This is a genomic window from Arthrobacter paludis, assembly GCF_056782315.1.
The window spans coordinates 48,536-74,311 of the sequence record NZ_JBXAEW010000019.1; the positions used below are offsets into that span (position 1 = coordinate 48,536).

The 25,776-nt window shown below is 71.8% G+C and carries 22 protein-coding genes and 2 tRNA genes; 9 read left to right on the top strand and 15 right to left on the bottom strand.

Annotated elements, in window-relative coordinates; all coding sequences use genetic code 11:
• The 6 genes from AC1Q5D_RS15155 to pknB are packed head-to-tail and all read left to right on the top strand — an operon-like array spanning position 1 to position 8,732.
• Complete coding sequence (locus AC1Q5D_RS15155) at positions 1 to 489, top strand: FHA domain-containing protein FhaB/FipA (protein WP_481739325.1); 489 nt, start codon at positions 1 to 3, stop codon at positions 487 to 489.
• A gap of 1 nt (position 490) precedes the next feature.
• Positions 491 to 1,915 (top strand): PP2C family protein-serine/threonine phosphatase, encoded by a 1,425-nt coding sequence (locus AC1Q5D_RS15160; RefSeq protein WP_481739296.1) that lies wholly within the window; start codon positions 491 to 493, stop codon positions 1,913 to 1,915.
• Between the two features lie 5 nt (positions 1,916 to 1,920).
• On the top strand, positions 1,921 to 3,309 hold the full coding sequence (locus tag AC1Q5D_RS15165; protein WP_481739326.1) for an FtsW/RodA/SpoVE family cell cycle protein: 1,389 nt from the start codon (positions 1,921 to 1,923) through the stop codon (positions 3,307 to 3,309).
• Positions 3,306 to 4,751 carry a peptidoglycan D,D-transpeptidase FtsI family protein gene (locus AC1Q5D_RS15170; RefSeq protein WP_481739297.1) on the top strand — a complete coding sequence of 482 codons (1,446 nt, stop codon included), beginning with the start codon at positions 3,306 to 3,308 and terminating at the stop codon, positions 4,749 to 4,751. Before AC1Q5D_RS15165 ends, AC1Q5D_RS15170 begins: the two co-directional genes overlap by 4 nt.
• Positions 4,748 to 6,721, top strand: coding sequence for a protein kinase domain-containing protein (locus AC1Q5D_RS15175; RefSeq protein WP_481739298.1), 1,974 nt, complete (start codon positions 4,748 to 4,750; stop codon positions 6,719 to 6,721). The genes AC1Q5D_RS15170 and AC1Q5D_RS15175 overlap by 4 nt, the downstream gene beginning before the upstream one ends.
• A gap of 7 nt (positions 6,722 to 6,728) precedes the next feature.
• Entirely contained in the window at positions 6,729 to 8,732 is a 2,004-nt protein-coding gene (gene pknB, locus AC1Q5D_RS15180) for a Stk1 family PASTA domain-containing Ser/Thr kinase (protein WP_481739299.1), read from the top strand.
• Positions 8,733 to 8,749: 17 nt separating this feature from the next.
• On the opposite strand, the gene AC1Q5D_RS15185 is transcribed toward pknB, so the two are convergent.
• Positions 8,750 to 9,394, bottom strand: coding sequence for an anthranilate synthase component II (locus AC1Q5D_RS15185; RefSeq protein ID WP_481739300.1), 645 nt, complete (start codon positions 9,392 to 9,394; stop codon positions 8,750 to 8,752).
• Positions 9,395 to 9,581: 187 nt separating this feature from the next.
• Here AC1Q5D_RS15185 and AC1Q5D_RS15190 point away from each other — a divergent pair, with 187 nt between their 5' ends.
• Positions 9,582 to 9,824, top strand: a complete 243-nt coding sequence (locus AC1Q5D_RS15190) for a cell division protein CrgA (RefSeq protein WP_481739327.1) — start codon at positions 9,582 to 9,584, stop codon at positions 9,822 to 9,824.
• Positions 9,821 to 10,336, top strand: coding sequence for a DUF3817 domain-containing protein (locus tag AC1Q5D_RS15195; RefSeq protein WP_481739301.1), 516 nt, complete (start codon positions 9,821 to 9,823; stop codon positions 10,334 to 10,336). The genes AC1Q5D_RS15190 and AC1Q5D_RS15195 overlap by 4 nt, the downstream gene beginning before the upstream one ends.
• Before the next feature lie 31 nt (positions 10,337 to 10,367).
• Here the strand turns inward: AC1Q5D_RS15195 and AC1Q5D_RS15200 are convergent, their stop codons facing one another.
• The 4 genes from AC1Q5D_RS15200 to AC1Q5D_RS15215 form a co-directional block, all read right to left on the bottom strand.
• Positions 10,368 to 11,168, bottom strand: coding sequence for an SDR family oxidoreductase (locus AC1Q5D_RS15200; protein ID WP_481739302.1), 801 nt, complete (start codon positions 11,166 to 11,168; stop codon positions 10,368 to 10,370).
• Between the two features lie 80 nt (positions 11,169 to 11,248).
• Positions 11,249 to 12,229 carry a GNAT family N-acetyltransferase gene (locus AC1Q5D_RS15205; protein WP_481739303.1) on the bottom strand — a complete coding sequence of 327 codons (981 nt, stop codon included), beginning with the start codon at positions 12,227 to 12,229 and terminating at the stop codon, positions 11,249 to 11,251.
• 664 nt (positions 12,230 to 12,893) lie between these two features.
• Positions 12,894 to 13,775 carry a rhomboid family intramembrane serine protease gene (locus AC1Q5D_RS15210; RefSeq protein WP_481739304.1) on the bottom strand — a complete coding sequence of 294 codons (882 nt, stop codon included), beginning with the start codon at positions 13,773 to 13,775 and terminating at the stop codon, positions 12,894 to 12,896.
• Positions 13,776 to 13,902: 127 nt separating this feature from the next.
• On the bottom strand, positions 13,903 to 14,448 hold the full coding sequence (locus tag AC1Q5D_RS15215) for a peptidylprolyl isomerase (RefSeq protein ID WP_481739305.1): 546 nt from the start codon (positions 14,446 to 14,448) through the stop codon (positions 13,903 to 13,905).
• Positions 14,449 to 14,599: 151 nt separating this feature from the next.
• Here AC1Q5D_RS15215 and AC1Q5D_RS15220 point away from each other — a divergent pair, with 151 nt between their 5' ends.
• Entirely contained in the window at positions 14,600 to 15,472 is an 873-nt protein-coding gene (locus AC1Q5D_RS15220) for a hypothetical protein (RefSeq protein ID WP_481739306.1), read from the top strand.
• Between the two features lie 58 nt (positions 15,473 to 15,530).
• Here AC1Q5D_RS15220 and AC1Q5D_RS15225 read toward each other — a convergent pair.
• From AC1Q5D_RS15225 to dnaN, 10 genes are all read right to left on the bottom strand, one after another.
• Positions 15,531 to 15,603, bottom strand: a tRNA-Ala gene (locus AC1Q5D_RS15225).
• A gap of 13 nt (positions 15,604 to 15,616) precedes the next feature.
• Positions 15,617 to 15,733 carry a DLW-39 family protein gene (locus AC1Q5D_RS15230; RefSeq protein WP_481739307.1) on the bottom strand — a complete coding sequence of 39 codons (117 nt, stop codon included), beginning with the start codon at positions 15,731 to 15,733 and terminating at the stop codon, positions 15,617 to 15,619.
• Between the two features lie 38 nt (positions 15,734 to 15,771).
• Positions 15,772 to 15,845: transfer RNA gene (locus AC1Q5D_RS15235), tRNA-Ile, on the bottom strand.
• 118 nt (positions 15,846 to 15,963) lie between these two features.
• The gene (locus AC1Q5D_RS15240; RefSeq protein WP_481739308.1) at positions 15,964 to 16,563 is read right to left on the bottom strand and encodes a DUF3566 domain-containing protein; all 600 of its coding nucleotides are present in this window, start codon (positions 16,561 to 16,563) and stop codon (positions 15,964 to 15,966) included.
• Complete coding sequence (gene gyrA / locus AC1Q5D_RS15245; RefSeq protein ID WP_481739309.1) at positions 16,560 to 19,223, bottom strand: DNA gyrase subunit A; 2,664 nt, start codon at positions 19,221 to 19,223, stop codon at positions 16,560 to 16,562. Before gyrA ends, AC1Q5D_RS15240 begins: the two co-directional genes overlap by 4 nt.
• A gap of 56 nt (positions 19,224 to 19,279) precedes the next feature.
• On the bottom strand, positions 19,280 to 21,382 hold the full coding sequence (gyrB, locus tag AC1Q5D_RS15250; protein ID WP_481739310.1) for a DNA topoisomerase (ATP-hydrolyzing) subunit B: 2,103 nt from the start codon (positions 21,380 to 21,382) through the stop codon (positions 19,280 to 19,282).
• Positions 21,383 to 21,634: 252 nt separating this feature from the next.
• On the bottom strand, positions 21,635 to 22,132 hold the full coding sequence (locus tag AC1Q5D_RS15255; protein WP_481739328.1) for a DciA family protein: 498 nt from the start codon (positions 22,130 to 22,132) through the stop codon (positions 21,635 to 21,637).
• A gap of 56 nt (positions 22,133 to 22,188) precedes the next feature.
• Complete coding sequence (gene recF / locus AC1Q5D_RS15260; protein WP_481739311.1) at positions 22,189 to 23,379, bottom strand: DNA replication/repair protein RecF; 1,191 nt, start codon at positions 23,377 to 23,379, stop codon at positions 22,189 to 22,191.
• 8 nt (positions 23,380 to 23,387) lie between these two features.
• A complete protein-coding gene (gene gnd, locus AC1Q5D_RS15265) occupies positions 23,388 to 24,275 on the bottom strand; it encodes a phosphogluconate dehydrogenase (NAD(+)-dependent, decarboxylating) (protein ID WP_481739312.1) in 888 nt (295 codons plus the stop codon).
• A gap of 37 nt (positions 24,276 to 24,312) precedes the next feature.
• Positions 24,313 to 25,434: a DNA polymerase III subunit beta gene (dnaN, locus tag AC1Q5D_RS15270; protein WP_481739313.1), complete on the bottom strand. Its 1,122-nt coding sequence runs from the start codon at positions 25,432 to 25,434 to the stop codon at positions 24,313 to 24,315.
• Positions 25,435 to 25,776 lie beyond the last annotated feature (342 nt).

The window sequence follows — 25,776 nt, forward strand, 5'->3', positions numbered from 1 at the left end:
ATGAGCGACCTGGTCCTGACCGTCCTGCGGCTGGCCTTCCTGATCCTGCTGTGGCTCCTCGTCCTCGGCGTCGTGGGGGCCCTGCGCCGGGACCTCGCCGTCGGACGCAAGGACCGCACCGGCGTGCCCGCGTCCTCGCGGGAGGCGCGGCGGCACCCGGAGCGCGCCGAGCCCCCCGCGCCGGCGGCCGCCCGCCGCCCGGCCCGGACGCTGGCCGTCGTGGAGGGCCCGTCCACTGGGACCACCATCGACCTGGCGGCGAGCCCCATCCTGCTCGGCCGGGCCCAGGAGGCCACCCTGGTCCTCGAGGACGACTACGCCTCCGGCCGGCACGCCCGCCTGTTCCCGCAGGGCAGCCGCTGGTTCCTCGAGGACCTCGGCTCCACCAACGGCACCTTCCTCGGCGACTCCCAGCTCACCCGCGCCCAGCCCGTCGAACCCGGACAGCGCATCCGGATCGGCAAGACCGTCATGGAGCTGAGGCCCTGACATGCCCCTCGTGCTGAGGTTCGCGGCGCGGTCCGACGTCGGCAGGGTCCGCGCCAAGAACGACGACTCCGGCTATGCCGGGCGCCACCTCGCGGTGGTCGCCGACGGCATGGGCGGGCACGTCGGCGGCGACGTGGCGTCGTCGTCCACGGTGCTGGACCTGGTCCACCTGGACCAGGAGACGTCCGAGGACCCGGAAACGGTCCTGCCGGACGAGATTCAGACCGCGAATTCGATCCTCAACGAGCTCGTCAACGCCAACCCCAAGCTCTCCGGCATGGGCACGACGGTGACGGCGCTACTGCTGACCGGCGACACATTCCGCTACGCGCATATTGGCGACTCCCGCGCCTACCGGCTCAAGGACGGTCAGTTCGAGCAGATCAGCAAGGACCACACGTTCGTCCAGCGGCTCGTGGACGAGGGCCGCCTGCGGCCCGAGCAGGCCGAGTCCCACCCCCACAAGAACGTCCTCATGCGGGTCCTCGGCGACTCCGACGCCAGCCCCGAGCTCGACATCGACTCGTTCCCGGTGGCCCCCGGGGAACGCTGGATTCTCTGCTCCGACGGCCTCAACGCCGTCGTCCCGGACGAAGTGATCGAGCAGATCGTCCGCGGCACGAAGTCCCTGCAGGAGACGGTCGACGACCTCGTCGAGACGACGCTGGCCCACGGTGCGCCCGACAACGTCACCATCGTCGCCGTCGATGTGGTGGAGGACGACGGTTCGGACCCGGTGCCGGCGCCCGCCGAGCCCGAGGGCACGGCCAGCCCGGACACCGGCCAGCTGCAGAGCCTCGGCGACGAGTCCGACCTCGAGGTCAGCGCGGCGATCATCCGGCACGAGATGGCCCGCCGCCCGCACACGATCGTGGGCGCCGCGGCCCTGGCCACCGAGACCGGCCAGATCCCGATCGTCACCCAGCGCTCCGCGCAGAAACGCGCGGCCGCGATCCTGACCCACAAGGCGCTGGACGCCGACAGCCCGCGGGCCGCCGTGGCCCCTGCGCGGCGGCGGCGGCGCATCACCCGCTGGCTGGTCCCCGCGTTCCTGGCCCTGATGGGGCTGACCCTGGCCGCGGTGCTCTGGTTCGGCTACGCCTGGACCCAGACGCAGTACTACGTCGGCAACCACGAGGGACAGGTCGCGATCTTCAAGGGCGTCTCCCAGGACCTCGGTCCGATCGAGCTGTCCCACGTCGACACGCTGACCGAGATTCCCCTGGACGTGTTGCCCGCGTACACCCAGCAGCGGCTGCGCAGCTCGCTCGCCGCCCGGGACCTGGCGCACGCCCAGGACATCGTCGGGGAATTGCGCATCACCGCACGCCAGGCCTGCCCCGTCGTCGTCCCCGAGGACGGCAACGCCGCCGGAAGCCAGCCCGCTGACCTACCCGCCTACTGCCAGGAGGTGGAGGGACGATGACCGAGATGCCCGAGACGACGACCCCCGGCCGTCCCCGCCGGAACACCGAACTGCTCCTGCTGCTGCTCGCCCTCGCGGTGGCCATCGGAGCCAACTACCTCGTCAGCCTGTCCAACCCGACCGGCCTGGACCCGCGCTTCGCGTCCCAGGGCGCCGTCCTGGCCGGGCTCGCGCTCGCCCTGCACGTCGTCCTGCGCCTGTGGGCCAAGTACGCCGACCCGGTGATCCTGCCCTGCGTCGTGGCCGTCAACGGGATCGGCATCGCCATGATCCACCGCCTGGACATCGTCAGCGGCGACGACGCGGCGACCAGGCAGCTGTTGTGGACCGGGCTCGCGATGGTCGCCGCCATGATCACCGTGTGGGCCATCCGGGACCACCGCATCCTGCGCCGCGCCACCTACACGTTCCTCGCCATCAGTGCGATCCTGCTGCTGCTGCCGCTGATCCCCGGGCTCGGACGGGAGATCAACGGCGCGCGGATCTGGGTGGGGATCGGCTCCTACTCGTTCCAGCCCGGCGAGATCGCGAAGATCACGCTGGCCCTGTTCTTCGCCGGCTACCTCTCGAGCAACCGCGACCTGATCCTGCTGGCGGGGCGGAAGTTCGGCCCCCTGCAGCTGCCCCGGGCCCGCGACCTCGGCCCCATGGTCGTGGCCTGGCTCGTCAGCATCGGCGTGCTCGTCTTCCAGCGGGACCTGGGCTCCTCGATCCTGTTCTTCGGACTGTTCATGGTGATGATCTACGTTGCCACGGCCCGCATTTCGTGGATCCTCATCGGGCTCTCCCTCGTCGCCGTCGGCGGGCTGCTCGCCGCCCAGTTCATGGGCCACGTCACGCGGCGCATCGACGCGTGGATCAACGCCTTCGACCCCGAGGTCATCAACGCCGTCGGGGGCAGCCACCAGATCGTCCAGGGGCTCTTCGGGCTGGCCAGCGGCGGCCTCGTGGGGACGGGGCTCGGCAACGGGCGCCCCGACCTGGTCCCGCTCGCGAACTCCGACATGATCGTCGCGGCGCTCGGCGAGGAGCTGGGCCTGGTGGGCATCTCCGCCGTCGTCCTGCTCTACACGGTGATCGTCAGCCGCGGCATCCGGGCCGCGCTCGGCACCCCGGACGCGTTCGGCAAGCTGCTGGCCGCGGGGCTGTCCTTCACGATCGGCCTGCAGTGCTTCGTGGTGATCGGCGGCATTACCCGCCTCATCCCCCTGACGGGCCTGACCACGCCCTTCATGTCCGCCGGCGGCTCGTCGATGCTCTCGAACTGGATCATCGTCGCCCTGCTGCTGCTCGTGTCCCACGGGGCCCGCCGCCCGGCGGCCGTCGGACCCATGACCGATCCCGTGCCCGACCGGCCGGGAGTGCTGCCCACGAAACAGGGAGGAGACGCGTGAACCAGGCCCTCCGCAACGTCTGGATCGCAGTGACCGTGCTGTTCCTGTTCATCCTCGGTTCCCTGAGCTACGTGCAGTTCTTCGCCGCCGACCAGCTGAACGCGAACCCGCTCAACAACCGCCAGCTGTTCAAGGACTTCGACCTCGCCCGCGGCGCCCTCCTGGTCGACGGCGAGCCGGTCGCCGAGTCCGTCGAGTCCGACGGCCAGTTCCAGTACCAGCGCACGTACAACGACCCGCTGCTGTACTCGCACCTGACCGGCTTCTACTCGCTCGCGTTCGGCTCCAACCACCTCGAGCACGTGATGAACGAGGAGCTCACCGGCCAGAGCTCGGGACAGTTCTTCGACCGCATGGTCAACCTGCTCTCGGGCAGCACCAACGAGGGCGCGTCGGTGGAGCTGACGATCGACCCCGAGCTGCAGCAGACCGCCTACGACCTGATCCCGGACGGCGTCCAGGGCACGATCATCGCGTCGGACCCCAAGACCGGCGACATCCTGGCCATGGCGTCGAAGCCGAGCTACGACACGAACAAGCTCGCCGTGCACAGCACGTCCCAGGCCCGCGAGAACATGGAGGAGATCCTCGAGGTCGAGGGCCTGAGCCCCAACATCAACCCGGCCACCGGCCACCTGGTCCCGCCGGGTTCCACGTTCAAGATCCTCGACGCCGTGGCGGCCCTCGAGTCGGGCGAGTACACGCCGGAGACCGTGCTGGACAACCCCCCGACGGTCACGCTGCCGGGCACGTCGGCCCAGTTCAGCAACTTCGGCCAGGGCAACTGCGGACGCCAGGCGCGCGCGTCGCTCGAGTTCATCATCGCGCAGAGCTGCAACACCCCGTTCCTGGAGATCAGCCAGACCGTGGGCGAGGACAAGCTGCGCGAGGTCACGGAGAACTTCGGGTTCGGGCAGCCGCTGGAGATCCCGCTGCGGGTGACGCCCAGCCGCTTCCCGGCCGAACTGAACGACGCCCAGCTGGCCCAGTCCGCGATCGGCCAGTTCGACGTCGCCACCACGCCGCTGCAGATGAACATGGTCGCCATGGCCATCGCGAACGACGGCGTGATCATGAAGCCGAACCTGGTGGAGAAGGTCGTGGCCCCGGACCTGCGCGTCCTGGACGAGCCGCAGCCCCAAGAGTTCAGCACGGCGACCTCGCCCGAGGTGGCCGAGCAGATGACCCAGCTGATGCGCGGCCCCGTCGAGAACGGCACGGCCACGCGGGCCGACATCCCCGGCATCGACGTGGCGGCGAAGACCGGCACGTCGGAGATCGGCGAGACCGATCTGGTCAATTCCTGGATCACGGGCTTCGCGCCGGCGGACGACCCGCAGGTCGCGGTCACCATCGTCATCGAGAAGATCGACTACGACGTCGGGCACACCCTAACGAGTCCGAACCTGAAGAAGATGCTAGAGGCGGTGTTGATCAAGTGAGGCCAAGTTCGGGAACCACCCTGGGCGGTCGGTTCCGGTTGACCGAGCGGATTGCCATCGGCGGCATGGGCGAGGTGTGGAAGGCGCGGGACCAGATCCTGGGCCGCGTCGTCGCCATCAAGATCCTCAAGGAGGAGTACACCGGCGACAAGGGGTTCCTGCAGCGTTTCCGCGCGGAGGCCCGGCACACGGCGCTGCTGAACCACAACGGCATCGCGAACGTGTTCGACTACGGCGAGGAGGAGGGCTCGGCCTACCTGGTCATGGAGCTCGTCCCCGGGCAGCCGCTGTCGGCGATCATCGAGCGGGAGCAGGTGCTCTCGCCGGACCGCACGCTCTCGATCATCAGCCAGACCGCCCGCGCCCTGGCGGCGGCGCACGCCCAGGGCCTCGTCCACCGCGACGTGAAGCCGGGGAACCTGCTGATCCTGCCGGACGGCCGCGTGAAGATCACCGACTTCGGGATCGCCCGCATCGCGAACCAGGTTCCCCTGACCGCGACCGGCCAGGTGATGGGCACGGCCCAGTACCTGGCGCCGGAGCAGGCGACGGGCCAGCAGGCCACGGGCTCCTCCGACCTCTATTCCCTGGGGATCATCGGCTACGAGTGCCTCGCCGGCCGCCGGCCCTTCTCCGGGGAGTCCCAGATCGCGATCGCGCTGGCGCAGGTGAACGACCAGCCGCCGCCGCTTCCCGAGTCGATCCCGGAGCCCGTGCGAGCCCTGGTCATGGCGCTGCTCGCCAAGGACCCGGCCGACCGGCCGGAGAACGCGACGCGGCTCGCGGAGGCGGCCGACGCGATCCGCGCCGGCAACATCCGGGCCGCCGAGGCCGCCGTGCCGGGCATGCTGGCGTTCGGCGGCGGCGACGCGCCCACCGCGGCGATGAACGCCTACGACACCCCCACCCGGGCGAACCCGACCACGGGCGCGTCCGGCTCGCCCCGCACCAGCGCGCTGCCCGCCGTAGGCGCGGCCGGCGCGGCGGCCGTGGGTGCCGCGGCCGGCTCCGCGGCGGCCGGCGAGGCCCGCGACGCGGCGGGTGCCGGGGCATCCGCAGGCGACGGCGGCGGACGGGGCGGCGACTTCGACACCCTGTTGGGCGCCAGCCGCAGCTGGGATCCCGACGCCGGGGCGGACGACGACGGCGCGGCCGGCGGGGAGCCGCCCGCGCGGCGGCGCAGCCCCTGGACGTGGCCCCTGATTGCGCTGATCGTCCTGGTGCTGTTCACGCTGCTGGGTGCGTGGCTCGTCCCGATGCTCACCGGGGCCTCCGAGGCCGACCCCACGCCGACGGCGTCCGCCTCGGTCTCGACCTCCCCGGCGACGACGTCGGCAGCGACGACGTCCGCGTCGGAGGCACCGACGACGGCCGCCACCACCAGCGCCCCGGCCACCCAGGGGCCGCGGACGGTCACCATCAGCGAAAACGCCTTCCTGGGGCGGCAGCTGGAGGAGGCGCTGTCCGAGCTCGAAGCCCTCGGCCTCGAGGGGGACCCCCAGCCGCGGGAGACCACCGACCAGCCCGAGAACACCGTCCTGGCGGTCTCGCCGACGGGTTCGGTCCGGGTCGGATCGACCATCACCGTGACGTACGCGGTCCCGCCGGAGCAGTCCACGGTCCCCGACGTCACCGGCATGTCCGAACGCGAGGCCGCCGCGGCGATCCGCCAGGCCGACCTGGTGCCGGTCTCGGGAGGGACGACCGCCAGCGACCAGCCCGAGGGCACGGTCGTGTCCGTGCAGCCGTCCGCCGGGTCCGACGCCGAGCGCGGTTCGGAGGTCGTGTACATGCTGTCGGAGGGACCGCAGTCGCAGTCCCCGTCGCCCAGCCCGACCTCGGCGGCGCCGACGTCCGCGGCGCCCACGTCCGCGGCGCCGACGTCGTCCGCGCCGGCCACCCAGACCGACGCCGGATCCGCGTCGACGAGCGAATCCGGCCTCGTCGGCTCGCTTGCCGACGGAAGCTAGGCCGGGCATGGCGGACACGCGCATCGTCAACGACCGCTACGAGGTGGGGGAGCTCATCGGCCGCGGCGGGATGGCGGACGTCCACCACGCGACCGACCTGCGGCTGAACCGCGAGGTCGCGATCAAGCTGCTGCGGCGCGACCTGGCGCGCGACCCCCTCTTCGAGGCCCGGTTCCGCCGGGAGGCGCGCTCGGCCGCGGGCCTGAACCACCCGGCCATCGTGGCCGTCTACGACACGGGCGAGGAGGAGTTCCCGGACACCGGCGAGGGGCCCCTGCGCGTGCCGTTCATCGTCATGGAGTACGTGCGCGGCCGGACGCTGCGGGAACTGCTGCGCGCCGACGAGGTCGACGTCCCCGCCGCCTGCCGCTACACCCTCGGGGTGCTGGGGGCCCTCGAATACAGCCACCGGATGGGCATCGTGCACCGGGACATCAAACCCGCCAACGTCATGGTCACCGCCGACGGGGCCGTGAAGGTCATGGACTTCGGGATCGCCCGCGCGCTGGCGGACACCGGCAGCACCATGACGCAGACCCAGGCCGTCGTCGGCACGGCGCAGTACCTCTCCCCCGAACAGGCCCGCGGAGAGACCGTCGACGCGCGCAGCGACCTCTACTCCACGGGCTGCCTGCTGCACGAGCTGCTGGCCGGCACGCCCCCGTTCACCGGCGAGAGCCCGGTCTCCCTGGCCTACCAGCACGTCAGCGAGGAGCCGCCCGCGCCCAGCGCCGCCAACCCGGAGGTCGGCGAGGCGCTGGACGCCGTCGTCGCCACGGCCCTGCGCAAGGAGCGGGACCGCCGCTTCCAGGACGCTGCCGCCTTCGCCGCCGCCCTCGAGGCGGCCGCCGCCGGCCGGGCCCTCCCCGCCGCCGGTCCCGCGACCGCGGCCCTGGACCCCGACGCGACCCAGGCCTTCGGGTCGGTCTCCCCCGAAACCCGTCCGGTGGACCGCTCCGGCATGGCGCCGGCCGCCGCCGTCGGAGCCGCGGCCGGGGCGGCCGCGGCGGCCGGCCACGACGGGGCCGGACGCGACGGCCACCCGCTCGAGGGGTTCGCAGGCGGCCCCCCGGCGAGGCGCTCCCCGGAGGAGGAGGAGTATGCGCGGCGGCGGCGCCGGGCCTGGGCCACGGTCCTGGCGGTCGGTGCCGTCCTGGTCCTGGCCGTGGGCGCGTGGCTGTTCGTCAACTGGTTCCAGCAGGAGCAGGCGCGCAACGCGCTGGTCAGCGTCCCCGACGTCGCCAACATGGAACTCACGGACGCGCAGAACACGCTCCTTTCCGCGGACCTGGTGCCGATCACGGAGTACCGGTTCGACGAGTCGGTGCCGCCCGACACCGCGATCGGGACCGACCCCGCGGCGAACGAGCAGGCCCCGGCCCGGTCCGAGGTGCGGCTGTTCGTCTCGCAGGGACCGGAGAACGTGGTGCTGCCGGAGGACCTCCGCGGCCAGTCCGAGGCCACGGTCCGCAGCGCCCTCGCGGAGCTGGGTCTGGTCGTCGATCCGGAGGTGCTCCGGGAGAACAGCGCGACGATCCCGTTCGACCGGCTCATCGGGACGAACCCCGAGCTCGGCGAGCAGGTCAAGGCCGGATCCACCGTGCAGCTGACCTTCTCCACCGGCAACGTGACCGTGCCGAACCTCCTCGACCTCTCTGTGGAGGAGGCCCGCGCAACCGTCGAGGACGAGGCCGTGGGCCTGTCCCTGCGCGTGGTCGAGGAAGGGAACACGGTCCTGGAGCCCGGGACGATCACGGGACAGGACCCCGCGGCCGGGGCGGACATCGAGCAGGGCGGGACGGTGACGATCACGGTGGCCACGGCCCCGGACGAGCCGTCCCCGGCGCCCGCGCCCGAGGAGACCGACAACAGCGGGGAAGGCTCCGGAAACGACGGGGCCAAGGACGACTCCGGCAAGGGCAGCGGCCAGGAGTCCGGCGGCCCGCCGTCCGCCGAGCAGGGCAACTCGGACCAGGCGCCGGGCCAGGGGCAGGGGCAGGGGCGGCCGTAGGGCCCGGTCGGTGTCCCCTACTCGCTGATCAGGGGGCTGAGCGTCGAGGCCTTCGCCGCGGCGCCGGCCAGGCCCAGGGACTCGAGCCAGTTGCCGAGCATCTGGTAGCCGCCCTCGGTCAGGACGGACTCCGGGTGGAACTGGACGCCCCACAGCGGCGCCTCCCGGTGGGCCAGGCCCATGACCACTCCACCGCCGGTCTCCGCGGTGATCTCCAGGTCGTCCGGGATCGACGCGCGGACGGCCGCCAGGGAGTGGTAGCGCGTGGCCGTGAACGGGTTCGGCACGTCGTGGAACACGGGGTGCGGGCCATGGTGGACCTGCGACGTCTTGCCGTGCATCAGCTCCTCGGCGTGGGTGACCACGCCGCCGTACGCCTCGGCCAGGGCCTGATGGCCCAGGCACACCCCGAGCATCGGCTTCGCTTCCCGCCCGCACCAGCGGATGAGCTCGATGCAGACGCCCGCCCCGGCGGGCTCGCCCGGGCCGGGAGAGACCAGGACCCCGTCGCGGGCCGCGGCCAGTTCGACGGCCTCGCCGAGGGTCACGTCGTCGTTGCGGACCACGGTGGTCTCCGCCCCGAGCTCCTGCAGGTAGCCCACCAGCGTGTAGACGAACGAGTCGTAGTTGTCGATCACCAGGATCCGCACGGGAGCCGTCATGGGGCGAACACCAAGCCAATCATCGAGCCGGCCCGGGCGCCGGTCCTGCCGGACCCGGGGACGCGTTTTCCGTCACGGTCCAGTATGGCGGCGGGCCAGACCGCAACGGAAATGCGAGCACCGGCCCCGACGCACGTCGGGGGCAGCCGGTAGTATGGGCAGGGAACGCCCAATGATCGGAGACGCCTTGCCCGAGTCGCGGACCCGCCGCAGCAAGCGGCGCCCGGAAGCCGCCGCCGCCGGCCCGAAGCCCCTGCCCGTCTGGTACAAGCCCGTCATGTTCGGGCTCATGATCCTCGGGCTGCTGTGGATCATCGTCTACTACATCTCCCAGGGCGTGCTGCCCATCCCCGTCGCCGGCGGATGGAACATCGTCATCGGCTTCGGCTTCGCCATGCTCGGGTTCGTCATGACGACCCGCTGGCGGTGACCGCCCGCATGCCGGCCGGCGGAGCCCCCACGTCCACCGCCCCCGCCGGAAGCCGCCTCGCCCCGCGCCGGCTCTACGGAGCCGTCGCCCTCGCCGAGATGGTCACGTGGGCGCTGCTCATCCTGGGCATGGTCCTGAAGTACTCCGGGACCTCGGACGCCTTCGTGCCGGTGTTCGGGCTCGTCCACGGCGTCGCGTTCCTCGCGTACTGCGTGGTCACGGTCTTCGTCTGGGTCAACCAGCGCTGGGGCGCGCTGCGTGGACTCGCGGGCCTGGCCTGCGCCGTCGTGCCGTTCGCGACCCTCCCGTTCGAGCGCTCGACCGATCGGGCGGGGCTGCTCGATGGCGGTTGGCGCCTCGCCCCGGGCGGGGACGAGCCGTCCGGCCCGGTGGAGGCGCTGCAGGCCTGGTGCCTGCGCCACCCCGTGGCGGCCGCCCTCGCCGGCGCGGTCCTCGTCGGGATCGCCACGGCCGTCCTGCTGGCCGTCGGGCCTCCCGTCCCCCGCGCGTAGGGCCGCGCCGCCGAGGACGGGCCCTGACCGCTCAGCGGACGTAGGCCGGACCGCGTCCGGACGCGAACCGCTCCCGGATCCACTCGCCAAACGGAATCCCCGGCTGGCGCGACGCGGGCTCGAGGGCCGCTCCCGAACGGAACGCGGCGACCGCCCGGCCGGGGAACGGAACCTCGAGCACCCGCGCCCCGCGGCCGCCGGAGCCGCGGCGCGCCGCCAGCCATTGCTCGGCGGCCTGCCGGCCGCCCAGTTCCTCGGGCCCCCCGGCCGCCAGGATGCGGCGGCGCGGCCCGCCGTCGAGCGCCGCGACGAGCACGCGGGCCGCGTCGGCGGCCGCGAGCGGCTGGAAGCGGAGCCCCCGCGGCACGGGGAGCACGGGTGAGGACCCGAGCACGGACAGGGCGGAGTCCAGCAGCTCGTGGAACTGGGGCAGGCGCAGGATGGTCCAGGGGAGGGCGGCGTCCGCGACCCGGTACTCGGCCGCCAGCTTCGCCCGGTAGTACTCGAGCGGGATGGCCTCGATGCCCAGGATGGACGCGTGGAGCAGGTGCCCCGCGGTCGACCGGGCCGCGGCCTCGGCGAGCAGGCGGGTCCCCTCGACGTCTACGGGCCGGAAGTCGCCCGGGCGGCGGGTCGCGCTGGCCAGGTGGACGACGGCGTCGGCGCCGTCGCAGGCCGCCTCCAGGCCGGTGCCGGCCGCCAGATCGCCGACGATCCCGCCCTCCACGCCGGAGCGGCGGGTGAGGACCCGCACGTCGTCGCCGCGGGTCCGCAACAGCCGCACCACCTCCCGGCCGAGCACGCCGGTGCCACCGGTGACCAGTATCCGCATGGCTCCAGACTTCACCCGGCGCGCAGCCGCGTCAACGTGCCGCCCGTCACACGCGGCCTTCCGCGGTGGGGCGGCGGTCGCTACCCCGGGCCGACGCGCCGTGCGAAGGTGGCCGACGTGCGCACGCGGACGAAACCCGAGCGCTCGTAGAGGCCGACGGCGCCCGTCGGACTGTCCGCGTCCACGTGCAGGTCGACCCTGCGGTAGCCGGCGTCGCGCGCGGCGGCCACGACCTCCGCCAGCAGCCGGCCCGCCAGGCCGTGGCCGCGCGCGCGGGGGCGCGTGCCGACAAGGCTGACGAAGAGCTCGCCGGGTTCCCACTCGGCACTCAGGACATACGCGTCGACACCGTCGGGGCCCCGTCCGGGCGCGAGGGCGACGCGGCTGAGGGCGGGGCGGAACGAGCGGGCGGCCGTCGTCGTCTCCGCCCATCGCTCGGGGCTGCGCGGGACGGAACCCCAATGGTCGGCGAACGCCTCGTTGTGGGCGAGGCGGACGGCCTCGGACAGCCCCGGCGAGAACGGGAGGATGCGGGACGCGCCCGCGGCCGGCGGCCCGGCGGCCTCCGGCGTGGGGACGGCCGTGTCGGACGGCCCGAAGTCGATGCGCATCGCGTGGAAGAAGCGGACGGGCCGGTAGCCCCGGGCGCGCGCGAGGCGCCCGGCTGTGGAGTCAACGCCCGCCTCGAGCTGCATGTCGACGGGGCTGCCGGGATGGCGCGCCTCGGCCAGCGCGCCCGCACGCGGCTCGAGCCGGTCCATCACGGCCCGGCCCAGCCCCCGGCCGCGGTGCTCCGGGTGGACCCCTCCGTCCAGGTAGGCGCGCACCGCGCCGTCGCGGGGTCCCTCGGCGACGCGCAGCTGCCCGAAGGCCACCATCTCGTCGCCGGACCAGACGGCCAGCGTGTCCCTAGCCGGGTCGACGCCCTGTTCCTCCAGCTCCTCGGCGAGGTCCTCGGGCTGGTAGGACTCCTCGGTCCCGTCGTGGTCCGCCAGGACGCGCGTCAACCGGCTCCACGCGGGCGTGTGGTCCGCACCGATGCTGGTCCATGCGTAGCCCATTCCGCCCCCGCCCTCCGCCGTCGCGCGCTCCCGCGGGAGTCCGCAGCCCGAGTCTAGGAGTCCGGCGGAGGGGAAGCCAGAGGGCGGCGGGTCCCCGGCGGCGTCGTTGGCCGCGGCCGGGCGGGCGATGTCCGGCGGGGCGCCCCCACCGGCCCGGCCCCGGTGCCGCGTCCCGTGGCCCCGCGCCCGTCCACGGCGCGGACCGCCTTGTCCCGACTGCACACAGCATGTGCACACGGTTATCCACAACTGGGGAGAAGTCTGTTGGTAACTGTGTTCGATTCCCCGGCCTCGCGGGGCAGGCGGCCCCTGTGGTGACCGAATCACACGACTGTAAGTTATTAACACTGTGGAGAACGGGTGTGGATATCCCGCGGGAAGGGCCGCGGTGCCGCGCCCAGGCCGCCCTCGGGGCGGGGGCCCGGCACGAAAACCGGCTTATTTCACGCGGGAATCGGGCGTGATCCCCTCGGTGTCCGATCCCCACGGTCCCCACGATGTGCACAGAAGTTATCCACAACTGTGGAGCCCGCTGTGAGTAACCCCCCAGCAGCGAACCCCCCGTTCCGCGCGATCGCGCGTTTCGGGGGGTTCGTCGGAGGCCGCCTCGGCCGGAATTACATGGGTGTCAGTTATTAACAGTGTGGATAAGCCATGTGGACAGTTAGCCGAGGAGGCGGGGCAGGACCGTCTGGGCCCCCAGCCAGGCGCCCGCCAACAGCGCTGCCGAGACGAGGGCGACGCCGGTCCACTGGAGGGCGGCGCGCCGGGGTCCGCGTGGGGCGTAGGCGAAGACCGCGGCCAGCGCCAGGCCCGTCACGAGCCCGCCGAGGTGCGCCTGCCACGCGATGTTCATCCCGGGCAGGAAGCCGAGCACGAGGTTGATGCCGATGAGGATCAGCACCGGCACGTAGTTCCCGCCGCGGGCCCGCATCACGACGAGCAGCGCGCCGAACAGGCCGAACACTGCCCCCGAGGCGCCGACGACCGGCACGCTGGGGTTGGACAACAGCAGCACGCCCACGGAGCCGCCGAACCCCGACACGAGGTACAGGACCAGGAAGCGCAGCCGCCCGAGCATCGGCTCCAGTCCCTGGCCGATGACGTAGAGCGCGTACATGTTGAACGCGATGTGCATCAGGAAGCCGGTGGAGTGCAGGAAGTTCGCGCTCAGCATCCGCCAGGGCTCGAACGGGACGAACGGCTGTCCTCCCGTGTACAGGCCCGCGTATTGGAGCCGCTCCTGGAGCCCCGGCACCGCGAACTGGAGGAGGAACACGACGGCGCAGACCCCGATGAGGCTCAGTGTCACGACGGGGCGGCCGGCCCGCTGCCGGCCCCCGTACACGGTGCGGGTCCGCGGCGCGTTGGCGCGCGCCTGCGCCAGGCAGTCGACGCACTGGACGCCGACGGCGGCGGCACGCTGGCACTCGGGGCAGGCCGGTCGCCCACAGCGCTGGCAGCGGACGTAGGACGGGCGGTCGGGGTGCCGCGGGCAGACGGGCACTTCCATGCCGGGCTGCGTGGGCTGGGGGCCGAAGGCCATGTGCTTTCTCTCCTGGTGCCTGGGCGTCGCCGCGGTCGCGGCCGCTCCTTAAAAACGGGAGGGTTCCGCCCCGGGTTCCTGACGGCCCCGCGGCGGAACCCTCTGGTTCCCGCCTGGTCGTGCGCTCCTAGAGGGCGTCGACGTCGATGCCGGTGATGGTGACGTCCTCGACCGGCTTGTCGCGGCCATCGGTCTGCACCGCGTTGAGGCGGTCCACGACGGCGCGGGACTCCTCGTCGGTCACGTCGCCGAAGATGGTGTGCTTGCCCTGCAGCCAGGTGGTCGGGACGGTCGTGATGAAGAACTGGGAGCCGTTGGTCCCGCGTCCGCCCTGCGTGCCGGCGTTGGCCATGGCGAGCTTGTACGGCTGGGTGAAGTCCAGGTCCGGGTTGATCTCGTCGTCGAAGCGGTAGCCGGGGCCGCCGGTGCCCTGGCCGAGCGGGTCGCCGCCCTGGATCATGAAGTCGGCGATGATGCGGTGGAAGATCGTGCCCTCGTACAGGGACTTGCCCTGCTGCTCCTCGCCGGTGGCCGGGTGCACCCAGGCCTGCTCGCCCGTGGCCAGCCCGACGAAGTTCTTGACGGTCTTCGGCGCGTGGTTGCCGAAGAGGTTGACGACGATGTCGCCCTGGTTCGTGTGGATGGTCGCCTTGTGCGTGGGGATTGCGGTCATGCGGCCCATTCTTCCACGGCGGCCCGCCGCCGCGGGCGTCTACTACGCCGACGGCGGAACCCCGTCCGCCGCGCAGCGTCCGCCATCGTGGCCCGCCACCGGGGCACCGCGTAGGCTAGGCGCGGATGCCCCAAACGATCGGGAGGAACGTGTGAAGAAGACAGAACGCATGGCCCGCGGGATCGGCGACTCGGTCGCCGGCCAAGTGGAGGGAGCCCGCGACTGGGCCGTCCCCAGGGTGGAGGCCGCGGTGAACTGGGCGGTTCCGCGCCTCGAGAGGGGCATCGACACGGCGTCCCCGAAGATCCAGGAGGGCCTGCACCGGGCCGCCGCGGAGCTCGCCGGGGGCGTGGCCTGGGCGACGCCCCGGGTCCAGGAGGGCCTGGAGAAGGTCGGCCCGAAGATCTCCCGGGTCGTCGACGACGCCACGCCGGCCATCCAGCACGCCCGCGACCGGGTGGTCCACGTGTACATCCCGGCGGCCAGCGCGAAACTGGGCGAGGCGGCCGACTCCACGGCCCGCCGGCTCGACGGCACCCGGATCCCGCAGCCGGTCCACCAGGCCGTCGCCGCCGTGTCGGGGGACAAGAAGGCCGTCGGACGCGCCCAGAAGGCCGCGGCCGAGGCCGCCAGGCAGGCCGGCAAGCAGCTGAAGAAGGCCCAGAAGCGGGAGGGCCGCCGCCGCGGACTGCTGGTCTTCGGGATCATCGCCGCTGCGGTCACCGCCGGGATCGCCGCCTGGCGCGCGTCCAAGCCGGTCGAGGACCCGTGGAAGGCGCCCGCCCCCGTGGAGCCGGCCCCGGTTCCGCAGCCGGCCGTGTCGACCGAGGCCAGCACCGCCGAGGTCCGCCAGCGCATCGCCGAGTCCTCCCAGGCGCAGACCGGCCAGGTCCCCGCCGCGGACCGTGCCCCCGGGCCGGTGGCGGCGGCAGCCACGACCGAGAACGTCGACGCGGACCTGGCCCGCACGGAGGCCACGCGTCCCGGGCCGCGCCGCCGCGCGGACGGTCCGGCGGACGCCTGACCGCTCCCACGCGCGGACAGCAAAGGGCCCCGGCCAACGGCCGGGGCCCTTCGTGCGGTGGAGGCAAGGGGACTCGAACCCCTAACCCCCTGCTTGCAAAGCAGGTGCGCTACCAATTGCGCCATGCCCCCGCGGGAGTGGAAACTATTCGACCCGGTCGGTCTGGGAGCTCCAGGCGGTGCGGTCCGCCTCTGCTTCCTTCCACTTCCGGTACGTGAAGACGCCCGCCGCTGCAACGGCCAAGACCAGGAGCTTGCGCATGCGTGGCCTCCTTGGGGGGCACCGGAGGGAGGGAATCGTGGGCGTACCAGGACTTGAACCTGGGACCTCTTCGTTATCAGCGAAGCGCTCTAACCGCCTGAGCTATACGCCCTCTCGTGTCCCCTCGGGAACGAGATAAGACTCTACCCGACCATCCGTCTTGCAACCAAATCGGCCCCCTCCCGGGCGGGAGGGGGCCGAGCTGCGCCGGGTCGGTGCCCGGAAAACGCCTAGTCGTCGGTCAGGGTGATGCCGATTCCGCCGACCAGGGCGGAGGAGATGTTGTAGAGGACGGCAGCCAGCATCGAGAGCACCGTGAGCAGCACGACGTTCACGACGGCGATGATCGTCGCGAAGGACGCCACCTGGCCGAGGTTCACCATCTCCATGAGGTCGAAGCCGCCCTGGCCCCCGACCACGTCCTGGAGGAGGACGTTAATGCGGTCGAAGATTCCCGTCAGGTCCAGCACGGTCCACAGCACGACGGCCGCGACCACCGTGACGATCCCCAGGGCCACGGACAGCAGGAACGCGAGCTTGAGGACCGACCAGGGGTCGACCTTGCTGACGAGCAGGCGGGCCTTGCGGACCTTGGCCTTCGGCGCCGGCCGCACGAGCTGCTCGGGGCGCTGCCCCGGACGTGCCGCGGGGCGCTGCTGCGTCCGCGGCTGGCCCTGGCGGGGCTGCGCCTGGGTCCGGACCGCGGCCGTGCGCGCCGTTCCGGCGGGCGCAGCCTGGCGCCCGGTTGCGGGACGGCCCCCCGCCGACCCGGAGGGACCGGTGCCCGCGGGGCGGCCGGTGCCCGTTCGGGGAGAGTTGGGGGTGCTCACGCATTACCTCCATCGTTCTGTGAATCCTCGCCGCCGGACGCCGGGGCGGTGTCCGCGGCATCCGCGGGAAGAGCCGTCGAGTCGCCCTCGACCATGGTCTCCTGCGGCTGGTCTGGGTCCAACGGTACTGCATCGTCCTCGGCGTCCCCGCCCAGTCCGCGCTCGGTGTTCTTGGCCACCGCGATGATCCGGTCCTTCTTGGACGGCTTGGCGAAGATCACACCCATCGTGTCGCGGCCCTTGGCCGGCACCTGGTCGACGCGCGAGCGCACCACCATCCCGCTGGCCATGACGACGAGGACCTCGTCCTCGTCCTGGACCACGAGCGCGCCGACCAGGTCGCCCCGGTCCTCGGCGTACTTGCCGACCTTGATCCCCAGCCCGCCGCGGCCCTGGACGCGGTACTCGTCCATGGAGGTGCGCTTGGCGTACCCCCCGTCCGTCACGGTGAAGGAGTAGGAGCCCTCCGTGACGACGTCGGCGCTGAGCAGCTCGTCGTCCTCCCGGAACTTCATGCCGGTCACGCCCGAGGTGTTGCGGCCCATCGGGCGCAGGGCGTCGTCGGTGGCCGTGAAGCGCAGGGACTGCCCCCGGCGGGAGACGAGCATGAGGTCGTCGTCGGGCGAGACCAGCTGCGCGGACACCAGCTCGTCGTCGTCGCGCAGGTTGATGGCGATGACGCCGGCGGAGCGGTTCGTGTCGTACTCGGACAGCCGCGTCTTCTTGACGAGTCCGTTCCGGGTCGCGAGCACCAGGTAGGGCGCCTGCTCGTAGTCGCGCAGGGCCATGACCTGGGCGATCCGCTCGCCCGGCTGGAAGGCCATGACGTTGGCCACGTGCTGGCCCTTGGCGTCGCGGCCGCCCTCGGCGAGCTCGTAGCACTTGCTGCGGTAGACGCGGCCGTGGTTCGTGAAGAACAGGAGCCAGTGGTGCGTCGTCGTGACGAAGAAGTGCTCGACGACGTCGTCGCTGCGCAACTGGGCGCCGCGGACCCCCTTGCCGCCGCGGTTCTGCGAACGGTAGTTGTCGCTGCGCGTGCGCTTGACGTACCCGCCCCGGGTGATGGTGACGACCATCTCCTCCTCGGGGATCAGGTCCTCCATCGACATGTCTCCGTCGAAGCCCATGAGGATCTTGGTGCGGCGCTCGTCGCCGTGCTTGTCGACGATCTCCCCGAGCTCCTCGGAGATGATCGTGCGCTGACGCTGCGGGTCGGCCAGGATCGCCTTGTACTCCGCGATCTCGGTCTCCAGCTTCGCGTGCTGGTCCTGGATCTTCTGGCGCTCGAGGGCGGCCAGGCGGCGCAGCTGCATGTCCAGGATCGCCTGCGCCTGGAGGTCGTCGATGTCCAGGAGCGACTTGAGGCCCTCGCGGGCGTCCTCGACGGTCGACGAGCGGCGGATCAGGGCAATCACCTCGTCCAGCGCGTCGAGCGCCTTGAGCAGGCCGCGCAGGATGTGGGCCGCCTCCTCGGCCTTGCGCAGGCGGAACGCGGTGCGGCGCACGATGACGTCCACCTGGTGGGTGACCCAGTGGCGGATGAACGCGTCGAGGGAGAGCGTCCGCGGCACGCCGTCGACCAGGGCGAGCATGTTCGCCGAGAAGTTCGACTGCAGCTCGGTGTGCTTGTAGAGGTTGTTCAGGACGACCTTGGCGACGGCGTCGCGCTTGAGCACGATGACCAGGCGCTGGCCGGTGCGCCCGGACGTCTCGTCGCGCAGGTCCGCGATGCCGGTGATCTTGCCGTCCTTGACGAGTTCGGCGATCTTCACGGAGAGGTTGTCAGGGTTCGCCTGGTAGGGCAGCTCCGTCACGACGAGGCACGTGCGGCCCTGGAGCTCCTCGACGCTGACGACGGCGCGCATCGTGATGGAGCCGCGGCCCGTCCGGTAGGCGTCCTCGATGCCCTTGTGGCCGAGGATCTGCGCGCCGGTCGGGAAATCCGGGCCCTTGACCCGCCGCAGGAGCTCCTCGAGCAGCTCCTCCTTCGTGGCCTCCGGGTGCTCCAGGTACCACTGCACGCCGTCCGCGAGCTCGCGCAGGTTGTGCGGGGGGATGTTGGTGGCCATGCCGACGGCGATGCCGGACGAACCGTTGGCGAGCAGGTTCGGGAACCGGGCCGGCAGGATCGTCGGCTCCTGGTTCTTGCCGTCGTAGTTGTCCTGGAAGTCGACCGTTTCCTCGTCGATGTCCCGGACCATCTCCATGGCCAGCGGGGCCATCTTCGTCTCGGTGTACCGCGGCGCTGCGGCGCCGTCGTTGCCCGGCGAGCCGAAGTTGCCCTGCCCGAGCGCCAGCGGGTAGCGCATCACCCAGTCCTGGATGAGGCGGACCAGGGCGTCGTAGATCGCCGAGTCGCCGTGCGGGTGGTACTGGCCCATGACCTCGCCGACCACGCGGGCGCACTTGTTGTAGGCCCGGTCGGGGCGGTAGCCGCCGTCGAACATCGCGTACAGGACGCGGCGGTGCACGGGCTTCAGCCCGTCGCGGACGTCGGGCAGGGCGCGCCCGACGATGACCGCCATGGCGTAGTCCAGGTAGGAGCGCTGCATCTCGGTCTGCAGGTCCACCATCTCGACGCGGTCGATCACGGTGCCCTCCGCCGGCACGGCGGGCGCGTCCTCACCGGGCTGGGGGATCTCGGGGGTTTCGTCACTCATCTGCTGATGTATTCCCTACTCGATATATGAAGACTTCGGAATATGCGCTGGTCGCCCTAGATGTCGAGGAAGCGCACGTCCTTCGCGTTCTGCTGGATGAAGTTGCGGCGGGACTCGACGTCCTCGCCCATCAGCACGGAGAAGATCTGGTCCGCGGCGGCGGCGTCCTCCATCGTCACCAGGCGCAGCGTGCGGCGCTCCGGATCCATGGTCGTGTCCCAGAGCTCGGAGTAGTCCATCTCGCCGAGGCCCTTGTAGCGCTGGATGCCGTTGTCCTTGGGCAGGCGCTTGTTCCCCGCCTGCCCGGCGGTGAGGGCGCGGTCCCGCTCCGCGTCCGTGTACACGTAGTCGTGCGGCGCGTTGGACCACTTGATCCGGTAGAGCGGCGGCTGGGCCAGGTAGACGTACCCGTTCTCGATGAGGGGGCGCATGTAGCGGAAGAGCAGCGTGAGCAGCAGGGTCGTGATGTGCTGGCCGTCGACGTCCGCGTCCGCCATGAGGACGATCTTGTGGTACCGGAGCTTCGACATGTCGAACTCCTCGCCGATGCCGGTGCCGAACGCCGTGATCATCGACTGGACCTCGGCGTTGCCGAGGGCCTTGTCCAGGCGGGCCCGCTCGACGTTGAGGATCTTGCCGCGCAGGGGAAGGATCGCCTGGGTGCGGGGGTCGCGCCCCCGCTTGGCTGAGCCTCCCGCGGAGTCGCCCTCCACCAGGTAGACCTCGCACTCGGACGGGTTCTTCGACGAGCAGTCCGAGAGCTTCCCCGGCATGCCGAAGCTCTCCAGCGGGGACTTGCGGCGCGCGTTGTCGCGGGCCTTCCGCGCGGCGACGCGGGCCTGGGCCGCGAACTGGGCCTTGCGGATGATGTCCTTGGCCGAGACCGGGTTGCGCTCGAGCCAGTCGCCGAGCTCCTCGTTGACCACGCCGAGAACGAACCCGCGGGCACCGGAGTTGCCGAGCTTCGTCTTCGTCTGGCCCTCGAACTGGGGTTCGCCCAGCTTGACGGACACGACCGCCGTCAGGCCCTCGCGGATGTCGTCGCCGGTGAGGTTCTCGTCCTTCTCCTTGAGGATCCCCTTGTCCCGGCCGTAGCGGTTGATCAGCGACGTCAGGGCGGCGCGGAAGCCCTCCTCGTGCGTGCCGCCCTCGTGCGTGTTGATCGTGTTCGCGTAGGTGTGCACGGACTCGGAGTACGCGGTGGTCCACTGCATGGCGAGCTCGACGGACATCTGCCGCTCGGCGTCCTCGGCCTCGAACGCGATGACGTCCTCGTGGACCAGGTCGACCTTCTTGGAGGAGTTGAGGTGCTTGACGTAGTCGAGCAGCCCGTCCCGGTAGCAGTAGTCGACGCTCCGGTGCTGGACCGGGGCGTCCTGGCCCTCCGGGGCCTCCGCGTCGTCCTCGGCGATCTCGTCGGCCGAGTCGTCCGCGGTCCGCTCGTCCGTGAGCGAGATGCGCAGGCCCTTGTTCAGGAACGCCATCTGCTGGAAGCGGGCACGCAGGGTCTCGAAGTCGAAGTCGGTGGTGTCGAAGATCCCGGGGTCCGGATAGAACGTCTGCACGGTGCCCGTGGCGTCCGTGGCCTCGCCGCGGACGAGCTCGCCCTGCGGCTTCCCGCCGTCGGCGAAGGACATCCGCCACACGTGGCCCTGGCGGCGGATCTCCGTGTCGACGCGCGTGGACAGCGCGTTCACGACGGAGATGCCGACCCCGTGCAGGCCGCCGGACACCGCGTAGCCGCCGCCGCCGAACTTGCCGCCGGCGTGCAGGATCGTCATGACGACCTCGACGGTGGGCTTTCCCTCCGTCGGGTGGATGTCGACCGGGATGCCGCGCCCGTTGTCCTCGACCCGGACGCCCCCGTCCTCGCGCAGCGTCACCTTGATGTGGTCGCAGTACCCGGCCAGCGCCTCGTCGACGGAGTTGTCGACCACCTCGTACACGAGGTGGTGCAGTCCGCGGGGCCCGGTCGACCCGATGTACATGCCCGGGCGTTTGCGGACGGCCTCCAGGCCCTCGAGGACGGTGATGTCGCTGGCGCCGTATCCGGGGGCATCGGGGCGGTCTGGCGCGGTGTCCGCCGGGGGCTTGGCCGCGCGCGTCTCCTCGGGGGTGCTGTTCTCGGTGGCCACAGGCGCTGCAGACTCCTTGTGCATGGTCGGCGCGGGCCGCGGGCGGCCCGCTCGTGAACCGGCGTTCCGATCCGGTGCGGACGGAACGCCTCCCTGTAATTCTACCGCGCGGCGCAGTGGGCCGGGTGCGCGACGCAGGACCATGCCGCCATTGGCCCGCAACCCGCTCTCTGCGCGCCCATCCGGTTGCCGGACGGGGGTCTCCGTGTCCGCAGGGGGCCGGGAGCCTCTGCCGGGCTCCTAGGACTCCGCCGGAACCCGCCGGAGCGGCCGGGACTACCCGTACGTGTCCCGGGGCCCCCGGCCCTCGACACGGCGGGCGCCCTTGCGCCAGCTCGGGGCGGAGGGCCCGAGGACCTTGATCATGGTCACGGTTCCGTGCCCGAGCTTCTCGTCGAACGTCTTGAGCAGGCTGTGCGTCAGCAGGCGCAGCTGGGTGGCCCAGGCGGTGGAGTCGCAGCGGACGACGACGGTGGTGTCCTCGAAGGACTCCGGCGTGCAGTGGGCGGAGATCTGCGGGCCGACCAGCTCCGCCCAGCGCGGGATCACGGAGCCGACGGCGACCGGCGAGGACCACCCGCGGTCACGGACCATCCGCTCGAAGACCGACCCGATGCCCTTCGGGTCCCTGCCGTCGTCGTACTGGGCGGCCTTCGGTCCCTTCCGGCGGACCGCCCCTTCGGCGGCGCGGCGCTCCGCCGCACGGCGGGCGCGCGCCGCGTCGACGCGGATCTCTCCGCGGGCCTCGGCCGCCTGCCGCATCCGGTTGAGCATCGCCCGGGCGGCGTCGAACTCCTGGGGGCCCGTGCCCGGGCCCGGCCCCTCGGCGCTCACGGCCCCGACCCGGCGCGCTCGACCGTTCCGGGTCCGATCCTGAACACTGCGCCCCCCAGTTCGGCGGGCACGTCGCCGGGAACGGCGGCCGTGACCAGCGTCTGTTCGGCGTCGCCGATGACGGCGGCGAGCCGCGACCGGCGTCCCGTGTCCAGCTCCGCGAAGACGTCGTCGAGGATCAGGACCGGCTCCGCGCCGGGGCGGGGGTCGTCCTCGCGGAGGACCCGGTACGACGCGAGCCGCAGCGCCAGCGCCATGGACCACGTCTCCCCGTGGGAGGCATACCCCTTGGCGGGGGCCTGCCCGAGCCCCAGCACCAGCTCGTCGCGGTGTGGTCCCACGAGCGTCAGGCCGCGCTCGAGTTCACGCTTGCGCTGGGCCCCGAGCGCGTGGAGGAACAGGCGCTGCAGTTCCGCGTCGTCGGCCTCCGCCAGAGCCGGCGCCGGTTCCGCCGCGCGGACCGCGCCGTCGTCGTCCAGCTCCTCGACGAGCGTCGAGCGGTAGGTGGCCCACGCCCGCTTCGGGCTGTCCGCGATCCGCTGGTAGGCCTCCTCGAGGTGCGGCGCGACCAGGCGCAGGGACTCGAGCCGGCCGCGCAGCAGGCGCGCGCCGGCCTGCGCCAGATGGTGGTCCCAGACCTCGAGGGTCGACTCGTGCCCCGACGTGAACCGGCCGGCCGCCCGCGCGGACTTCAGCAGCGCGTTGCGCTGTTTGAGGACCCGCTCGTAGTCGCCGCGCGTGGCGGCCTCCGCCGGGCGCAGCGCGACCAGGAGGTCGTCGAGGAAGCGGCGGCGCTCGCCCGGGTCCCCCTTCACGAGCGCCAGGTCCTCGGGCGCGAAGAGCACCGTCCGCACGATCCCGAGGATGTCGCGTGCTCGGACGGGGTTGGCGCGGTTGATGCGGGCCCGGTTCGCCTTGCCTGGCGCGATGAGCAGCTCGACGGCGGTGGCCTGGCCGCCGCGGACGACGCGGGCGCGCACGACCGCCTGCTCGGCGCCGAAGCGCACGAGCGCCCCGTCGGCGGAGACCCGGTGGGAGGACAGGCCGGACAGGTAGCCGACGGCCTCGGCGATGTTGGTCTTGCCGACGCCGTTCTCGCCCACGAGGACCGTGGTCCCGGGACCCAGCTCGAGGTCGGCCTGGGCGTAGCTGCGGAAGTCGGTGAGGGACAGGTGGGACAGGTACACGCCGGCCGCTACGCCTCCGGCCGCCGGACCGCGTGGCCCCCGAACTGGTTCCGCAGCGCGGCAACGGCCTTCATGGCGGGCGAGTCGTCCTGGCGGGAGGCGAACCGGGCGAAGACGGAGGCGGTGATGGCCGGGGCGGGCACCGCGTTCGCGATGGCCTCCTCGACGGTCCACCGGCCCTCCCCGGAGTCCTCGACGTAGCCGGTGATCCGGTCCAGCCCGGGGTCCTCGCGGAGGGCCGCGACCAACAGGTCGAGCAGCCAGGAGCGGATGACCGTCCCCTCCTGCCAGGCGGCGAACGTACCGGGCACGTCCTTGACGATGTCCTTGGCGGCCAGCAGCTCGTAGCCCTCCGCGTAGGACTGCATGATCCCGTACTCGATCCCGTTGTGGACCATTTTCGCGTAGTGCCCGGCCCCGGTCTCGCCGGCGTGGACGAAGCTGCGGGCCCGGTCGCCCGGGGGCCGGAGCGCGTCGAAGACGGGCATCAGTTCGGCGACGTCGGCGTCGGCGCCCCCGGCCATGAGTGCGTAGCCGTTCTCGAGCCCCCAGACACCGCCGGATACCCCGCAGTCCACGAGCCGGATCCCCGCCCGGCCAAGCTCCTGCGCGTGACGCTGGTCGTCCGTGAAGCGCGTGTTGCCGCCGTCGACGACCAGGTCGCCGGCCTCGAGCCGGTCCCCGAGTTCAGCGATGACGGAGTCGGTGGCCGGGCCGGAGGGCACCATGACCCAGACGATCCTCGGGGTCGGCAGGGAGGCGACCATGGCCTCGAGGGTCGGGGCGTCGGAGACCTCGGGGTTGCGGTCGTAGCCCGTCACCTCGATGCCGGCGGCGCGAAGCCGGGCCCGCATGTTGTGGCCCATCTTGCCCAGCCCGATCAGTCCGATGTGCACGGTGAGCTCCTTGTCGTCGTCGGGTCCGCCGCGGAGCCTAGTTGGGGAGCCGGACCGGCATCACCAGGTAGCGGTAGTCGTCCTCGTCGGCCCCGTCGAGCTCGCGCTGCGCCGTCATCATCGCCGGTTTCGGGGCCGAGGTGAAGGAGAAGCGCACGAACTCGCTGTCGAAGGCGTTCAGCCCCTCGCCGAGGTAGGCGGGGTTGAACGCGACGGTGATGTCCTCGCCGTCGAGCAGGGCCTCCATCGCCTCCTCCGCCTGGGCGTCCTCGCCGGTGCCGGCGTCGAGGGCGAGCTGGCCGTCGCTGAAGGCCAGGCGGACGGGCGTGTTGCGCTCCGCGACGACGGCGACGCGCCGGACGGCCTCAACCAGTTCGTTGGTCCGGACCGTCGCGTGGATGGGCGTGTTTTCGGGGAACAGCGACCGGATCTTGGGGTAGTCGCCGTCGACCAGCAGCGAGGTGGTGCGCCGGTTGGTGCTTTCGAATCCGATGAGGTCGCTGGATTCGCCCAGGGAGATGCGCAGGTCGCCGCCGCCGGCGAGGGTCTTGGCGACCTCGTTCAGGGTCCGGGCCTTGACCAGGGCGGACGTCGAGAGCCCGGGGCGGGCCGGCTTCCAGTTCACCTCGCGCATGGCCAGCCGGTAGCGGTCCGTCGCGAGGAACGTGATCCTGTCGTCCTCGAACTCCATCTTCACGCCGGTGAGGATCGGGAGGGTGTCGTCCTTGGAGGCGGCGACGATGACCTGGGCGACGGCCTGCGCGAACGCCTCGCCGTCGACCGTGCCCGCGAACTCCGGCAGCACGGGCAGGTCCGGGTACTCCGCCACGGGCATGGTCGCGAGGTGGAAGCGGGAGCGTCCGCAGGTGACGTTGACCTTCGAGCCCTCCGTTTCGAGGACGACCTGGGCCTGCGGCAGGCTGCGGCAGATCTCCGCGAGGAGTTTTCCGGAGACGAGGATCGTGCCCTCCTCCGCGGTGTCGGCCGGGATCTCGAGGTGCGCCGAGATCTCGTAGTCGAATCCGGCGAGCGTGACGGTGCCGCCGGTGGCCTTGATGAGGATGCCCGAGAGGACGGGCGAGGGGGGCCGCTGTGACAGTGAGCGGGCGGTCCAGGACACGGCGTCGGCCAGAACGTCCCTTTCAACACTGAACTTCACGAAGCGTTCCGCCTTTCACAGCAGCGAGGTGACAAAGATCCGGTGACAGCTTAGCCGCTGGCGGCAAACGTGATTTCACGGCCTGCGGGGGACGGGATTCCCCGTCCGGGCGGCGGATGGGCGGAGGGGGACTTGTTATTTGGGATTTTCCAAAGGAAGAGATTCGTAGTGTTAATAACCGGTGTGGATACTGTGGATAACCGAGGGCATCGGGGAACCCCCGCCATTCCCGGGTGTTGATAACTTGTGATTGTGCAAAGGCACAACGCCAGCTTGCCGGTGGATGGGGAAAACCCGCCGATTAAGGGATCCACAGCCCCCCGGGGGTTTATCCGCAGGCCC

Bases quoted from the DNA above. Each gene is read 5' to 3' on its own strand.
- AC1Q5D_RS15160 (WP_481739296.1), top strand. From the start codon at position 491: ATGCCCCTCGTGCTGAGGTTCGCGGCGCGGTCCGACGTCGGCAGGGTC.
- AC1Q5D_RS15185 (WP_481739300.1), bottom strand. From the start codon at position 9,394: ATGACGGCTCCCGTGCGGATCCTGGTGATCGACAACTACGACTCGTTC.
- AC1Q5D_RS15215 (WP_481739305.1), bottom strand. From the start codon at position 14,448: ATGACCGCAATCCCCACGCACAAGGCGACCATCCACACGAACCAGGGC.
- gyrA (WP_481739309.1), bottom strand. From the start codon at position 19,223: ATGAGTGACGAAACCCCCGAGATCCCCCAGCCCGGTGAGGACGCGCCC.
- gyrB (WP_481739310.1), bottom strand. From the start codon at position 21,382: ATGCACAAGGAGTCTGCAGCGCCTGTGGCCACCGAGAACAGCACCCCC.
- AC1Q5D_RS15200 (WP_481739302.1), bottom strand. From the start codon at position 11,168: ATGCGGATACTGGTCACCGGTGGCACCGGCGTGCTCGGCCGGGAGGTG.
- AC1Q5D_RS15205 (WP_481739303.1), bottom strand. From the start codon at position 12,229: ATGGGCTACGCATGGACCAGCATCGGTGCGGACCACACGCCCGCGTGG.
- AC1Q5D_RS15255 (WP_481739328.1), bottom strand. From the start codon at position 22,132: ATGCTCAACCGGATGCGGCAGGCGGCCGAGGCCCGCGGAGAGATCCGC.
- pknB (WP_481739299.1), top strand. From the start codon at position 6,729: ATGGCGGACACGCGCATCGTCAACGACCGCTACGAGGTGGGGGAGCTC.
- AC1Q5D_RS15165 (WP_481739326.1), top strand. From the start codon at position 1,921: ATGCCCGAGACGACGACCCCCGGCCGTCCCCGCCGGAACACCGAACTG.
- AC1Q5D_RS15155 (WP_481739325.1), top strand. From the start codon at position 1: ATGAGCGACCTGGTCCTGACCGTCCTGCGGCTGGCCTTCCTGATCCTG.
- AC1Q5D_RS15230 (WP_481739307.1), bottom strand. From the start codon at position 15,733: ATGCGCAAGCTCCTGGTCTTGGCCGTTGCAGCGGCGGGCGTCTTCACG.
- AC1Q5D_RS15210 (WP_481739304.1), bottom strand. From the start codon at position 13,775: ATGGCCTTCGGCCCCCAGCCCACGCAGCCCGGCATGGAAGTGCCCGTC.